This window comes from Halobacillus sp. 12SKB (assembly GCF_052941655.1).
The window spans coordinates 1,222,765-1,238,361 of record NZ_JBRFWR010000001.1 but is presented as its reverse complement, the minus strand read 5'-3'; the positions used below and the strand labels follow the sequence as shown (position 1 = coordinate 1,238,361).

Annotated in this window: 8 protein-coding genes; 1 reads left to right on the top strand and 7 read right to left on the bottom strand. The window is 45.1% G+C overall.

Annotated elements, in window-relative coordinates; translation table 11 throughout:
- Positions 1–16: 16 nt before the first annotated feature.
- Positions 17–4,597, bottom strand: coding sequence for a glutamate synthase large subunit (gltB, locus tag ACQ4XT_RS06155; protein ID WP_446852894.1), 4,581 nt, complete (start codon positions 4,595–4,597; stop codon positions 17–19).
- Positions 4,598–4,962: 365 nt separating this feature from the next.
- Here gltB and ACQ4XT_RS06150 point away from each other — a divergent pair, with 365 nt between their 5' ends.
- Positions 4,963–6,033: a DmpA family aminopeptidase gene (locus ACQ4XT_RS06150; RefSeq protein WP_446852893.1), complete on the top strand. Its 1,071-nt coding sequence runs from the start codon at positions 4,963–4,965 to the stop codon at positions 6,031–6,033.
- Positions 6,034–6,114: 81 nt separating this feature from the next.
- On the opposite strand, the gene ACQ4XT_RS06145 is transcribed toward ACQ4XT_RS06150, so the two are convergent.
- The 6 genes from ACQ4XT_RS06145 to ACQ4XT_RS06120 form a co-directional block, all read right to left on the bottom strand.
- Positions 6,115–6,939 (bottom strand): YihY/virulence factor BrkB family protein, encoded by an 825-nt coding sequence (locus ACQ4XT_RS06145; protein WP_446852892.1) that lies wholly within the window; start codon positions 6,937–6,939, stop codon positions 6,115–6,117.
- 59 nt (positions 6,940–6,998) lie between these two features.
- The gene (rpoN, locus tag ACQ4XT_RS06140; RefSeq protein ID WP_446852891.1) at positions 6,999–8,315 is read right to left on the bottom strand and encodes an RNA polymerase factor sigma-54; all 1,317 of its coding nucleotides are present in this window, start codon (positions 8,313–8,315) and stop codon (positions 6,999–7,001) included.
- Between the two features lie 893 nt (positions 8,316–9,208).
- Positions 9,209–10,573, bottom strand: a complete 1,365-nt coding sequence (locus ACQ4XT_RS06135) for an FAD-binding oxidoreductase (RefSeq protein WP_446852890.1) — start codon at positions 10,571–10,573, stop codon at positions 9,209–9,211.
- A 238-nt stretch (positions 10,574–10,811) separates the two neighbouring features.
- Positions 10,812–11,186, bottom strand: a complete 375-nt coding sequence (locus ACQ4XT_RS06130) for a PH domain-containing protein (protein WP_446852889.1) — start codon at positions 11,184–11,186, stop codon at positions 10,812–10,814.
- Positions 11,187–11,197: 11 nt separating this feature from the next.
- On the bottom strand, positions 11,198–13,117 hold the full coding sequence (locus tag ACQ4XT_RS06125; RefSeq protein WP_446852888.1) for a glycoside hydrolase family 13 protein: 1,920 nt from the start codon (positions 13,115–13,117) through the stop codon (positions 11,198–11,200).
- A gap of 24 nt (positions 13,118–13,141) precedes the next feature.
- The gene (locus ACQ4XT_RS06120) at positions 13,142–15,580 is read right to left on the bottom strand and encodes a glycogen/starch/alpha-glucan phosphorylase (RefSeq protein ID WP_446855606.1); all 2,439 of its coding nucleotides are present in this window, start codon (positions 15,578–15,580) and stop codon (positions 13,142–13,144) included.
- Positions 15,581–15,597: the final 17 nt, after the last annotated feature.

The following is a 15,597-nucleotide window of genomic DNA, read 5'->3' as shown; positions in this document are numbered from 1 at the left end:
ATCTCCCCCTTCTCCGTTATTTGACTGTTGCTACCGGTTTATTGCGCTCTTCAAAAGCGGTCATTTCAGCATCAAACTTCTCAAGACCACTCTCTCTCAAGCTCTTGATCCGTTCTTGCATCGCCAAGTAATCTCTCGGAATGACTTTGACAAATCTGGATATATAATCGTTCCAATTGGCTAGAATCCGTTGACCACGCGGACTGTTTGTATAGGAAACATGTTTGTCGATCATGTCATAGAGTTCTTGGATTTCATTCGCATCTGACAACTGCTGCAGATGAACGAGCTCTTTATTACATTTTGTATCAAAAGGAAGTTCAGACTCATCCAGCACGTAAGCGACGCCTCCGGACATTCCTGCCGCGAAGTTACGCCCCGTGCCACCAAGGACGACGACTTTCCCGCCTGTCATATATTCGCACCCATGATCACCGACACCTTCGACAACCACTTCCGCTCCACTATTCCGGACGCAGAAGCGTTCACCTGCAAGACCATTGATGTAAGCTTCTCCAGCTGAGGCACCATAGAAGGATACGTTTCCGATAATCGTGTTTTCTTCCGGTACGAAAGAAGACCGTGGTGATGGATGGACGATGATTTTACCACCGGACAGACCCTTTCCTACGTAATCATTGGAATCCCCGATAAGGCGCAGGGTGACTCCTTTAGGAATGAAGGCACCGAAACTTTGACCTGCGGAACCTTTGAAGGTCAACTTGATCGTGTCTTCCGGAAGTCCTTCCGCTCCATAACGACGTGTGATTTCACTACCAAGGATCGTACCTGTTACACGGTGGATGTTACGGATGGATCCTGTCCCTTCCACCGGCTCACCTGTTTCAATGGCTTTCTTGCAAAGTGGGATCAACTCTTCCATATCCAGTGTCTTCTCAAGGCCATGATTCTGCTTTCTGACTGCAAAACGACCATAGTCGGCAGGAACATCCGGCTGGTAAAGCAAAGCTGACAAGTCGACACCTTTAGCTTTCCAGTGATCGATTGCTTCGTTGGTCTGAAGAACATCGGTACGGCCGATCATTTCATTGATCGTACGGAAACCTAGCTCTGCCATAAGTTCACGAGCTTCTTGTGCGATGAAACGCATGAAGTTCTCAAGGTGATCCGCTTCCCCTGTGAATTTCTTACGAAGTTCAGGGTCCTGGGTCGCTACACCGACCGGACATGTGTTCAAGTGGCAGACACGCATCATGACACAACCGAGGACGACGAGTGGTGCGGTTGAAAATCCGTATTCCTCCGCTCCCAGCAAGGAGGCAACGACAACGTCACGACCTGTCATCATTTTCCCGTCGGTTTCAACGACAATCCGATCACGCAGACGGTCAAGAACCAGCGTCTGATGCGTTTCAGCAAGACCGATTTCCCAAGGCAGACCGGTGTGCTTAATACTTGTTCTCGGAGCCGCACCCGTTCCACCATCGTAACCACTGATGAGTACGAGATCCGCCCGTCCTTTCGCTACCCCTGCAGCGATTGTTCCAACACCGACAGCGGAAACGAGCTTCACACTTACACGAGCTTTCGGGTTGGCATTTTTCAAGTTATAAATAAGCTCAGCCAAGTCTTCAATGGAGTAGATGTCGTGGTGCGGTGGTGGTGAGATGAGTTCAACACCAGGTGTGGAACCACGGACTTCTGCTACCCATGGATATACTTTTTTGCCAGGAAGGTGACCACCTTCACCCGGCTTCGCTCCTTGAGCGACCTTGATTTGGATTTCATCCGCATTGACAAGGTAATGGCTGTTCACTCCGAAACGGCCTGACGCTACCTGTTTAATCGCACTCCGTTTCAAGTCACCATTTTCTTCAGGAGTGAATCGTTCCGGATTTTCTCCACCTTCACCGGAATTACTTCTTCCTCCAATTCGGTTCATCGCAATAGCTAAGGCTTCGTGGGCCTCTTCACTGATGGAACCGAATGACATCGCTCCTGTTTTGAATCGTCTGCAAATATCTTCAACAGACTCTACTTCTTCCACCGGAATGGAAGGGCGATCCTTAAAGGAAAGCAATCCACGGAGAGACTGCAGGTTGTTCTTTTCATCAGTCAACATCTTAGAATATTGTTTGAAAAGATTATAGTCGTTTGAACGGCAGGCGTGCTGCAATGTTGCAATCGTTTGCGGATTATACTGGTGATCTTCTCCGTTCTGGCGGTACTGATATTCGTCACCCGCTTCCAGAGTACGGTTCGATCCACGTGTTTCTCCGTACGCAACTTCATGACGCATGAGTACTTCTTTTTCGATGATATCAAGACCGATTCCGCCAAGGCGGGAAGCTGTTCGTGTGAAATACTGGTCGATGACATCCTTATGGATTCCAACGGCCTCAAAAATTTGTGCCCCCCGGTAACTTTGGATCGTGGAAATCCCCATCTTAGAAAGGACTTTGATGATTCCGTCCGTGGCAGAATGTATATACGTCTGCACCGCTGCTTCATGGGATTCTGCTTCAAGCAGGTCGCGCTCCATCAGATCTCTCAAGGATTCATACGCAAGATAAGGGTTGATTCCTTCGGCTCCATAACCAAGGAGTGTAGCGAAATGGTGAACCTCCCGTGCCTCACCCGATTCAATAATCAGACTCACTTTCGTTCGTGTTCCTTTACGAATGAGGTGATGGTGCAAACCGGATACCGCAAGCAGAGAAGGAATAGCCGCATACTCTTCACTGATGCCACGATCAGATAGAACCAGCAGGGTCGTACCATCCTCTACGGCTGCATCCGCTTCTTCAAATAAGCGATCAAGCGCAGGCTTCAAGCCTCCTTCTTTTGCATCGAAAAGAATGGAAAGCGTACGTGCAGCAAAGCCTTCTAAATCCTGCTGACGAATCTGTTCAAGTTCACGGTTAGTCAAAATAGGCGTCTGCAGTCGGATTTGACGACAGCTTTCCGGTTTTGGATCCACGAGGTTCCCCTCTGCTCCAATCGTCGTTTCCACCATCGTAATCAATTTTTCACGAATGGCATCAATCGGCGGGTTTGTGACCTGGGCGAACAACTGCTTGAAGTAGCTGTATAGCAATTGTGGCTTTTTAGAAAGCACTGCAAGCGGTGAATCGTATCCCATTGAACCGACGGGGTCTTTTTTATCGTTGACCATCGGCAGTAGGATTTTGTTTAATTCTTCTGTCGTGTACCCGAAAGCAAGCTGCTGGTCGATCAAGTTTTCAACCGGACGTTGTTCGGTCATCGGTTCAGGTAGATCTTCTAAATCAAACTTGTTCTCTTCAATCCACTCTTTATATGGCTTTTCACGAGCAATTTGCAATTTAATTTCATCATCAGGAATGATTTTCCCTTCCTCAAGATCGACGAGAAGCATCTTTCCTGGCGCAAGACGATCTTTATACAAAATGTCGTCAGCGAAAATATCAAGGGCACCCACTTCAGACCCAAGGACAATCATTCCGTCTTTTGTCACGTAATAGCGTGCTGGCCGCAAACCGTTACGGTCCAGACAGGCACCGATTTGTTTTCCATTCGTGTAAGCAAGGGCAGCCGGCCCGTCCCACGGCTCCATTAAGCAGCTATGGTATTCATAAAAATTCTTCTTGTCTTCCTGAATGGTTTCGTCATTTGACCAAGGCTCGGGCACCATCATCATAGCGGTGTGAGCGAGTGAACGACCGGACAAGTATAAGAATTCAAAGGCATTATCGAACATGGAAGAGTCACTACCGTTGGAATCGATGACAGGAAGAAGTTTCTGTAAATCTTCTTCACTGAAATATTCCGAGTTGCAAAGCTCCTGGCGTGCTCTCATCCAGTTCACATTGCCTCGTAATGTATTAAACTCTCCATTATGAATGGTGAATCGGTTCGGGTGCGAACGTTTCCAGCTCGGGAAGGTGTTCGTACTAAAGCGGGAGTGTACTAAAGCGAGGGCCGTTTTGAAATCCGGGTGGTTCAGATCGATATAAAAGGAATCCAATTGTTCAGGAATCAACATCCCTTTATAGACGATCGTATTTGATGACAAACTGCTGATATAAAAGTCATCGTACCCGTCTTTTCCAGCGATCTCGATTTCCGCTCGCTTACGAATGATGTACAGGCGGCGCTCCAGGTCCATTTGTGTTTGAACGTTTCCAGATGGAGCAACAAAAGCCTGACGAATAAATGGTTTGGTTTTCTTCGCATCTTCCCCAACGAACGAATCGTTTACCGGTACCGTACGCCAGCCTAAGAACTCTTGCCCCTCTTCAGCGACAATACGTTCAAATGTCTGCATACATTCAGTTCTTGTTTCATGATTTTCCGGAAAGAAAATCATCCCGATGCCGTATTTACCGGCTTCAGGCAAGTATATATCTTCCTTCTCACATTGCGCTTCGAAAAAATGGTGAGGAATCTGTGTCAGTATTCCAGCCCCATCCCCCGTACTGACATCAGCAGATTGTCCACCACGGTGCTCTAAGTTACATAGAATAGTGATGGCATTCTCTACGATACTGTGACTCTTGGTTCCATCGATGTTGGCGATCACTCCGATACCACAAGCTTCATGCTCATTTTCCGGATGATATAGCCCCTGCGGAACAGGATATCCGTGTTTTTGCATATTTTTTCCCCCTAGCGGACATATTCTTGTAGGTTACAGGCAAAAATTAAAAAATTCTGTCTTTTCAGTTTCTTACTAGTATAGCATGAAACACATAGAGAATCACGCTCTTGACGCGATCAAACGCTGAATTTTCACGATAATGCGACAATTCATTTTCATAAGAAACCCGAATATTAAAAGGATGTAAGCGCAAACAAAAAAACTTAGAAAATCGAAGAATTTTTTTATCTTATACTGTTTTTATACAAGATTAAATCAAAATTTCTTTTGGGATTTGCATATAAAATCCATAGGATGTATGAACATACACCAGGGAGGAATTTGTCCGCTGCATTACGAATAGGGCATGTGGAGGTGTAAGCATGACCAGAAATAAAACGACCCGTGAGCAAGGAATCGTCACAGGATCCCTGTCTACCGGTCCACGTAATCAGGTCACCGACGTTCCTGGAGTGACCGTCGGCCATTATACATTAAACAAGAATAGAGTCCAGACAGGAGTTACCGCCATTCTTCCGCATCAGGGCAACCTTTTTCAAAATAAATCGGTGGCTTCTGCTCATGTCATCAATGGGTTTGGCAAGTCCGCAGGAACGATTCAGCTTGAAGAACTAGGGACACTGGAAACACCCATTGTATTAACGAACACGTTCGGTGTGGGAGCCGCTTTTGATGCTCTCGTCGCTTATACTCTTGAGCGAAATCCAGAGATCGGTCGTACGACGGGTACGGTCAACCCTGTCATTGGAGAATGCAACGATATGTATATCAATGATATAAGGGAACAGGCGGTGACCAAGGAACATGTTTTACAAGCCATTGCAGCTGCCCAAGATCACTTCACGGAAGGGTGCGTTGGAGCAGGTCGGGGGATGCTCTGTTATTCTTTGAAAGGTGGGATCGGTTCTTCTTCAAGGAAGGTACAGCTTGCACATGGCAGTTATACGATAGGCGTTCTAACCCTTACGAATTTTGGTAAGCTGAGTGATCTTAGGATTGATGGTCAACCGATTGGTCAAAAATTAAAAGGCCGGATTCAAGCCGAACAAAAAAAGGATAAGGGATCAATCATGATTGTAGTCGCAACCGATCTCCCAGTATCAGACCGGCAAATGAAGAGAATTTGCAAACGGACCGTGCCTGGATTGTCGAGAACCGGGTCGATGATTGGAAATGGAAGCGGAGATGTTGTGATCGGATTTTCAACGGCCACAACCATCCCTCACCAAAAACCTGAGGAAATGATGACTTTTTCATCTATTCATGAAGAAGATATGGACGAAGCCTTCCGAGCGGTGGGAGAAGCTACGGAGGAATCCATTCTTGAATCCCTTTTTCAAGCGACACCAGTGAACGGGAGAGACAACCATCAAATACCTACATTAACGGAACTGATTGAAAGTTACCCAATCAGATTAGCCCATAGGGATTAATGACAAATAGAAAAAGGTTCCGACCACCTCTTTACAGGTACGGAACCTTTCTTCATGAAATGGCCAAGAAAATTCAAAAGACTAAGCTGCTCTACTTTTTCCCCCGCCATGACGACGGTGGTAAATGACATTAATTTCTGCTCCTACCATTAAGATGATCCCTGTAAGGAAGAACCATAGCATTAAAATGATTATTCCTCCGAGACTTCCATAGGTTGCGGAGTAATTTCCGAAATTACTTACATAGAAAGAGAATGCAAGAGAAATTAACTGCCATAGTACAGCCGTGATTACAGCCCCAGGAAGGATATGTTTAAAGGGGATGTTCTTATTTGGCGCAAAATGATAAAGGGCCATGAGAACGACGCCAATGACAACGATACTCAGCGTCCAACGCAATACTTGCAATAAAACGGCTGTTTGAGACGGCAGATTAATCATATCAATTAAAACCTGACCGAATACAGGCAGGACAAGCGCTACGATAATCGCGAGGATCATCCCGATCGTTAATACAATGGAGAGTAAACGCACTTTAATGAATGATCTTGTCTCTTCCACGTTGTAAGCCAGGTTAGAGGACTGAATGAACGCATTAATTCCGTTCGAAGCAGACCAAAGCGTCCCTAAAATACCAATGGTTAAAAGCCCGCCGCTTGGCTGCTCCACAACAGCGACGATGTTCTCCCTGAACACTTGAGCTGTATCACTGGGGATAACATTGCTCATTGCCTGAATGGCTGTTTCAGCGTCTATATTTAAATAAGGGAGAATGGATAACACTAAGATTAGAAGCGGAACGATGGCCAGTAAGTAATAGTAGGCCTGTGCTGCGCCCAACAGAGGTATGTTGTCTTTCTGAAATTCGGCAATCACATCTTTCACATAGGATATCAAATTTTTCACCAGGGAATCCTCCTCATCCATCTTCTACTAGACTATCCCCTTTTTTTCAGAGGATTAACCTAGGAATGTAGAAGAATAGGAGAAACCCCTTCACGTGCCGACGCTCTTCGTTTGGATGAGGATGGGAGATTGAGAGACTCTCGATATTTGGCAACCGTTCGGCGCGACACTTTAACGTTATGTTTTTCTCTTAATTCGGTCGCCATCTTTTGATCAGATAAAGCTTTCAGAGGGTTTTCCCCTTTTATCATCTCCCTTATTAAAGCTTTAATTTGCTGAGAGGAAACTTCTGATCCATCCGCGGATTGATAACCAGTGACAAAAAAGCTCTTCAATTCGTACAATCCTTTGGGAGTCTGCAAAACTTTGTTGGCGACGGTCCGGCTGATCGTCGACTCATGAAGACCCAATTTTTTAGCCACCTTCTTTAAAGTGAGCGGCCTCAATGAACCTCCATTCAAAAAGTCTCTTTGGTGTTTGATAATCATTTCCGCCACTCTCAAAATGGTGTTTTGCCGCTGCTCGATGCTTTGAAGAAGCCAGCGTGCTTTTTTATAGCAGTCGTCCAAATATTCATGGGCTTCTTTGCCCTCTTTGTACATACGAACCAACTGCTCATCCCACTGGATTTGACCACTCACAGAAAATGGGTCATGCAGCACATAGCCCCCATCTTTTCTTTCTAGTATCAAATCAGGCATCGAAGGGGTATGGTTCGGTCCATAATCAGAAATTAAAGGACGTGGTTCTAAAGCTTGGATCACTTCTAATGCTTCGATGACACATTCTTCCTCTATGTCCAGTTCACAAGCTATCCTTTTGAAGTTCTGAGTGGCCAGGTCATCTAAATGGTTTTCGATTAAAACAGATAAGACGGAAGAATCCGGATGCTTTTTCTCTACTTGTAAGAGTAAAAATTCTTTAAAATCCGAACACCCGACACCCATCGGTTCAAATTGTAATAAAAGGCGTCTCGCCCGCTTTACCGTATCCAAGGAGTCACCGGTTTGAAGAGACGCTTCTTCTTCAGAAATTGTACAAAATCCCCGTTCATCTAAGTTCCCAATTAAAAAAAGGAGCGCTTTTTTTAATGACTGATCAACCTTCAACCAACCTGCTTGTTCTATCAATCCATCACGCCAGTTTTTTTCGTCGGGTACGATTTGATCAATGGGATCGTGATAGGCCTCTCGATGATGACGAGTGGAAGGGATAATACTCGAGGTTTCTAACGTTAGAATGGGGTTCTCATGGATTTCCTGCTGGATATGTTCCCACAGTTCAGCAGAGGTCCATTGGAGCATCGTGATTGCTTGACGCATTTGTGTTGTCATTACTAAGCCTGTCGTTTGCTTATGAGTCAATTCAAGCTTCATGTCCACACCTCTTTTGATAACGCTTTCATTGTTGTTTAACAGTATATATCTATTACTTATGATGGGCTAATCAGACCAAAAATTCAAATATATATGGAATTTTTAGATTCCTAGAGTAGTTTTACCACTAACGCTCCCGATTATGGAAGACTCAGTTTCGATACTTTTGTTGAGTGGATGGGGGCTGCAGGGAATAGCTCGCTTTCCGCGGGAGCGCGGTGAGCCTCCTCGGACTGCGTCCTGTGGGGTCTCACCCTGCACTTTTTTCCTCTTCGATATCCGGTTCCGGCGCCTAGCGGCTAGTGAGACTTCCCTCGCTTCTGTACGATAAGTCAACATCGAATCACTCCGTTCTTCGTGTTTCCATTATCTCCGCAAGCTCCGTATAGTCCATACGCCGCTGATCAAGGCGCCTGCACACTTAAGTTAGGAGTCTCGCCATTCCCCTCCGCCCCTTTGCCAAGGAAGATCCTCGAAACCACTACCAAAAGGTCAGCTCATATAATTATGGGAAGTGGGTTATAGAACACCTACATAACTCATAAAAGCTTAATCAACAGCGCTTTATACCTCTAACAATTGGATAGCGGAAGACACTCCAACTTGGTACAAGGGTTCGTTTCTCCCTTACATTGAAAGAGGTGGTTGGGACGCTGCGAGACTCCCGCGGGAATGGATTGGCTGGAGAGACCCCGCAGAGCTTTAGCTCGAGGAGGCTCTCCGTCATCCCCGCAGGAAAGCGAGCTGCTTCCCAGCCACCCCTGGCGCTTAACCCGGGTAACGAACCCCGGAAAGTCTCCAAACTGAGTCTTCAACAATCCGGCCATATAGTTGAAAAGTTACTAAAAATAATCCACCCTCTACGTAAAGCAGAAGGTGGATGATGGTAGTTTTTAGACGTTTTGATGGGCTTTAATATTGTGGTTCCGTGCAAAAACGTTGTGAGGATCGTATTCTGCTTTGATTTCTTGCAAACGCTGGTAATTGGAACCGTAGGTCTTTTCAATGACGTCTTTATCTGGATCGATGCCATTCAAATATGCGGCACCGTTTAATGAAAATGGAGCGAATGTTTCATAGAACTTATCAGCCCAATCGTCCGCAGCTTCATCATTGCCTGGTTCATAGACAAGGTCCAGCAGCAGTAAATACTGACTATCACGGACGGAGAATGCATTAAAATCTGCAGGGACGGAGTTGACTTGCCCATGCATTTCCCATAGTTGGAACAAAAGTCCACCAGGAGCCTTATCTTTTTCCTCTAGTAGTTGTTTAAATGTATCTTCATTAAGATCCTTAAAAAACAGAGACGTTCCTTTGAAACTAGCGCCTTGAGGTACCATCGGGTCCAACTTTTTCTGTAGATCGGTATATGGGATGACTCCCGTCTGATCAATGATTGGTTCCGCAAACTTTCTCAATGGATTTATGATACCCTGTCCCTCATCAGCATCACCCGCATACATGCCTGCAATGACCATCACAGATTTATTGTGAAGGAATTCTGGGAGCATGGGTGCTGGTGGTAGATCCATCACTGTCATGTTCACACTGATTTCATCAGGAGCGGTCATTAAATATTCGTTCAAACCTCGGAATACTTGCATGCCATCTTTCAAGTCATACATGACGTCAAATGCTAATACTTCAGGACCAACGAGGTGCAAATTGAATTTGAATTCTGTCACTACACCAAAGTTCCCTCCACCTCCGCGAATAGCCCAGAATAAATCAACATTTGTGTCCTTATTCACCACTTTTTGTTCTCCTGTAGCGGTCACGATGTTCGCTTCTACCAATTGGTCGCAGGATAAGCCTAACACCCCACGGAGATAACCGACACCTCCAGATAAGGCAAGGCCTGCAATCCCCGTTTCTGAAACGGTCCCGGTTGGCATGGCCAATCCATATTTTTGTGTTTCTTCATCGATATCCGAAAGAGTAGCCCCACCTTGCACAGATACAATTCGTGATTCTTTGTGTACTTCTACAGCTGTCATCTGGGAAAGATCGATGAGTAAACCACCCTCTGTCAATGATGTTCCTGAAACGTGGTGACCTCCCCCTCTGACCGCAACCTCTAAATCGTTTTCCGTTGCATACTTCACTGCTTCTGATACATCCTGCGCATTTTTACATACGACGATGACGGATGGTCTTTTTGTAATGGCGGCGTTAAAGATTTTTCTTTTCTCCTCGTACTGGTCATCACTAGGAACCAGGACTTCCCCTTGGATCTTCTCTTTTAATTTTGTCATTCTAAACTCCCCCTTATGTAAAACTCACTAAACTATTATGTAAAAAATGACACCCGACTATATTACTACTTCTACATCCAAAATTCCAATTCCTTCCGAGGTAAGTCCTGCAAAGAAACCCAATAATCTAGTAATCAAGTATCCAATAAACCTCTCAAATTAGTGAAAATAAACATAAAAAAATAAGCCCGAAAGCTAACTTCCAGGCTTATTTTCAGAATTGTTTCACGTGAAACATTTATAATACATAAGTGGAAAGGGTTTGTTGAACTTCTTCAATCGGACTGTCTTTCTTGAAGAGTTTCCCAATCGGTTCATTCGTTCCAGAGATCCAGATTTTCAATTCGGAATCGAGATCAAAGCTCCCTGCTGTCTCAACACTAAAGTGAGTGATACTTTTGTAAGGAATGGAGTGGTACTCGACCTTCTTCCCTGTCATGCCCTGCTTATCGATAAGCAGGAGGCGACGGTCTGTGAAAATGAAAGAATCTCTGAGAACTTTATAACCGCTTTGAATGTTTTCACCTTCAATAAGAATACCTTCAAGCTCTCTTTCAATCTTATCGACATCCACCTGACTGGCATTGCCCATCAGTCCATCTAAAAACCCCATAGGTATCCCTCCTATTTCATTAAGCGTAATAACATGGCTTCACAAGGTTCTAGTTCAATCGTTAACACATTGTTTTTTGAGCTGAAAATCCGTTTTTTGTTTTCCAGGTGCTGCCACTTCCCTTTTTGAATCGGCAAGTTGATCTCTATTTTCTTTCTTGCATTCCGGTTGAATAAATACAGCATTCGTTCATCGCTTGTTTCTTCATTGAAGTGGTCCACACCGTTTTCTGTCCAGCGCTCGAAACCGATGACATCTTTGTCGAGGGTGAAAGACTTCCAGTGACCTGTCCGGAGAGCGGTATGTTCTTTTCTCCACTGTCCGATTTTTTTATACCAATCCAGCAACTCTTCATTCTCCCGCCCCCAAGGGTATGGTTTGCGGTTATCGGGATCAGCCCCGCCTGTCACTCCCGCTTCATCTCCATAGTACAAGGATGGTACGCCTGGGAAAGCATAAAGCCATAGACTGAGAGATTTGATTTGCTTGATGATGAGTTTCTGTGCTTCCTCTTGACTAAAATCATCAGGGAGGTAGTCTTCCAACATCGTTTGGATCCGCTCTACATCGTGACTCGAAAGCATGTTCATGACGGCATAGAAATACTCTTTCGGATAATGTTCGCTTAACGTCATAAGTCGGCGGTGAACAGTATAAGCATCCATTTCCCCTTTCATGAAGTCAAGCATCAAGCGGCGCATGGGGTAGTTCATCACGGAATCCAAAACACCACCCAGGAAGTAGTCCCGACGTTTTCCGTAGGCCGTTTTGTTTGAAGCATCCTCCCAAACCTCTCCGAGGAGGACACTCGTCTCATCTTCCTTCTTCAACTGCCGATAGATTTGACTGATCAAGTCATCCGTCAGCTCATCTGCCACGTCCAGGCGCCAGTTCTTCATCCCTGATTGCTGCCAAGTTTTTATGACACTCTCTTCATCATGGACGAGGAAGTCTTGATAATCTTCATTTTCTTTATTCAATGTAGGAAGAGTTCCAACGCCCCACCAGGCATCGTATTCGTCTGGATAATGGTGAAAGGTGTACCAGCTGTAGTACGGGGAGTTTTTAGATTGATACGCGCCGAGCGAATCATATTTCCCTTCCCGATTAAAATAGATACTGTTGCTTCCAGTATGACTGAACACTCCGTCCAGCATGATTTCAATCTCTCTCTCAGCCGCTTCCTTGATCAATGTTTCCAAGTCCTCTTTGGTACCGAGGAGAGGATCGATTTTATGGTAATCACCTGTATCATAGCGGTGGTTGCTTTCCGCTTCGAAAATCGGATTCAAATAAATAACGGATACCCCTAAACCTTCAATATAATCGAGTTTTTCCGTAATTCCTTGCAGGTTTCCTCCAAAGAAATCCCAACGGATAACCTCTCCCCGTTCATTTCGAATATACACCGGTTCATTTTCCCAATGGGCGTGGATCAGACTTGTTTCAGGCGCTTTCTCCCTTTTGAGTTCTCCTGCCGTGTAGAAACGATCCGGGAAAATTTGATACATCGTTGCGTTTTTCCACCAATCCGGAGTTTTATAAGAAGGGTCGTACACCGTAATCTGCCACGAAGGAGGGATGTGGTCATACACTTTCCCCTCCCCGCTTTCATAGCTTTTTTCCCTTCCGTAAAAAAGGGTCTGTTCCTCCAGGGTGATTTCGAAAAAGTACCAGATGAGCTGCGGCGTTTCGGGCATCCGGATTGTAGCTTCATACGACACCTGCTGATGTTCCTGACTGCAGAGGTCCATCTCCTTCGTTTTTTCATCGTCTGTACGGTCTAAGATGTAGTGAAGAATGACGTGGGAAACCCTGTACCGGTCACTGATATCAATTTTGAGCGTAACAGGAGAACCCTTCGGCGCTGCGCCGAAAGGCTCTCGATAAGATTCTTCAAAACTATTATGATACATATCCTTTTGTCTCACACATCCGTCCCCCTAAATAGTACCTCACTTCAACGTCTTCACACGTTGAATGTCCCATATATCGCGGGCATATTCCTGAATGGTCCGGTCGCTTGAGAAAACTCCGGATTGAGAGATATTGACAAGACTCTTCAAGTTCCACTGACGTTTGCGTTGGTAATCCTGGCTCACCTTTTTCTGAGCCAATACATAGCTCGCGAAATCCTTAAGCACAAAATATTCATCGTTATAGGTCAAAAGGGCATCATAAATCTCCTGAAAATCGGTCTCTCCCTTAGAAAACGGACTGTAATGAATGAGTTCATCCATGATGTGACGGACACGCTCATCATTTTCATAAACGTATCGGGAAGAATAGGATCCGTTTCGGTAATAGTCCCACACTTCATCAGAGGTTAAACCGAAAATGTAAATATTATCATCTCCGACAAGGTCATGGATTTCAACATTTGCTCCATCCATGGTTCCTAGGGTCAGTGCGCCATTCATCATAAACTTCATGTTGCCTGTTCCTGAGGCTTCTTTGGTCGCCATTGAAATTTGTTCACTGACATTGCTCGCCGGAATAATTTTCTCTGCGATGGATACCGAGTAATTCGGCAGGAAGACCACCTTTATATAATCCTTCACATCAGGATCGTTATTGATCACAGATGCGATGCGGTTGATGAGTTGAATCACTTTTTTTGCGAAGTGATAGCTTGGCGCTGCTTTTGCTCCGAAGAAGAAAGTCCTTGGAACGATATCGAGCGTCGGGTCTGACTTCAATTCATTATATAAATGCATAATATGAAGGGCATTAAGCAATTGGCGTTTGTACCCGTGCAGGCGCTTGATATGGACATCAAAGATAGAATTCGGGTCGACCGTAATCCCTTGTGTATTTTTAACCCATTTAGCGAACTCGACTTTGTTCTCCTGCTTGATTGCATGGAGCTGGTCAAGAAAAGCCAGGTCATCTTTATGACCAAGCAAGCGGTTCAGTTGCTTCGGCTCTTTCATCCACTCATCACCAATGGCTTCGGTAATGACTGAGGTCAACGGACTGTTCGCGTGCATCAGCCAGCGACGATGGGTAATGCCGTTCGTTTTATTATTGAAACGCTCAGGAAATGTATTATAAAAACGTTTCATTTCACGTTCCTTCAGTATATCTGTGTGGAGCTTAGCCACTCCATTAATACTGTGACTGCCGACAATACTCAAGTGTGCCATTTTTACCTGTCCATCTGCCACGATGGCTAAATCCGCAATTCGGTCGAATTCACCCGGATAGGTTTTCCACAGACCCTGGCAAAAACGTTCATTGATTTCGTCGATGATCATGAAAATCCTAGGAAGCAGTGAACGTACCAGCCCCACTGGCCACGATTCTAAAGCTTCGCTTAATGTAGTATGGTTCGTATAAGAAACAGAGGACTGTGTAATTTCCCAGGCTTCCTCCCAGCCGATCCCTTTTTCATCCATAAGAATTCTCATCAATTCAGGGATAACAAGGGCCGGATGTGTATCGTTTATATGAAGCGCTACCTTTTCAGGGAACGAGGACCAGGGAAGTCCCAACCTTTCAAAAGAACGAACAACCGATTGGACTCCGGAGGAAACTAAGAAGTATTCCTGCTTCAAACGAAGCCTTTTACCTTCCTCTGTAGAATCGTCGGGGTAAAGGAAATCCGAGATGGATTCGAGCGATCGTTTATGATCTAAAAAGTGACCGAATACCCCTTCTCTTTCCGCTTTTGTCATCGTATCCTCAACCGTCGGTTCAGCGGACCAGAGCCTCAATGTGTTCACGGTATCGTTGTGGTAACCGACAACAGGTACATCGTACGGGACAGCCTGGATTGGTTCATAGTTTTCATATTTGAAGTGGAGTTTTCCATCTTTATCTCTTGTCGATGATACATTTCCGCCAAAGCGGACTTCGATCGCATCTTCAGGACGACGCACTTCCCAGATGAATTCTTTGGAAAGCCAATAATCCGGGAATTCCACCTGTTTTCCATCGATGATATGCTGATCGAACATTCCATATCGGTACCGCAGACCATAGCCATGTCCAGCTAATTCTAAAGAAGCAAGGGAATCGAGAAAACAAGCAGCTAATCGTCCTAAGCCGCCATTACCAAGTCCAGCATCACTTTCTTTCTTTTCAAGTTCTGATAAAGAGAGCCCCAGATCCGCTAACCCTTCTTCAACGAGCGAAAGTACGTCCAAATTCAATAAATTATTTCCAAGCAGACGTCCCATTAGAAATTCCATGGAGAAGTAATACACCTGCTTTGTCTTATTCGTTTTGTACTCGTGATTCGTTTTCAACCAATCTTTATTGATCTTCTCACGGATCAGCGCACCGAGTGCCCGGTACGTATCAAATTCGGATGCTGTGTCTATGGTCTTACCAAACTTACTTTCCAACTGCGCTTTGAACTCTGACTTGAATTCTTCTTTGTCACTGAACATCACCATGAAGGTTCCTC

Excerpts from the sequence above, each read along its gene's own strand:
- gltB (WP_446852894.1), bottom strand. The coding sequence starts at position 4,597 with ATGCAAAAACACGGATATCCTGTTCCGCAGGGGCTATATCATCCGGAA.
- ACQ4XT_RS06150 (WP_446852893.1), top strand. The coding sequence starts at position 4,963 with ATGACCAGAAATAAAACGACCCGTGAGCAAGGAATCGTCACAGGATCC.
- rpoN (WP_446852891.1), bottom strand. The coding sequence starts at position 8,315 with ATGAAGCTTGAATTGACTCATAAGCAAACGACAGGCTTAGTAATGACA.
- ACQ4XT_RS06135 (WP_446852890.1), bottom strand. The coding sequence starts at position 10,573 with ATGACAAAATTAAAAGAGAAGATCCAAGGGGAAGTCCTGGTTCCTAGT.
- ACQ4XT_RS06130 (WP_446852889.1), bottom strand. The coding sequence starts at position 11,186 with ATGGGGTTTTTAGATGGACTGATGGGCAATGCCAGTCAGGTGGATGTC.
- ACQ4XT_RS06120 (WP_446855606.1), bottom strand. The coding sequence starts at position 15,580 with ATGTTCAGTGACAAAGAAGAATTCAAGTCAGAGTTCAAAGCGCAGTTG.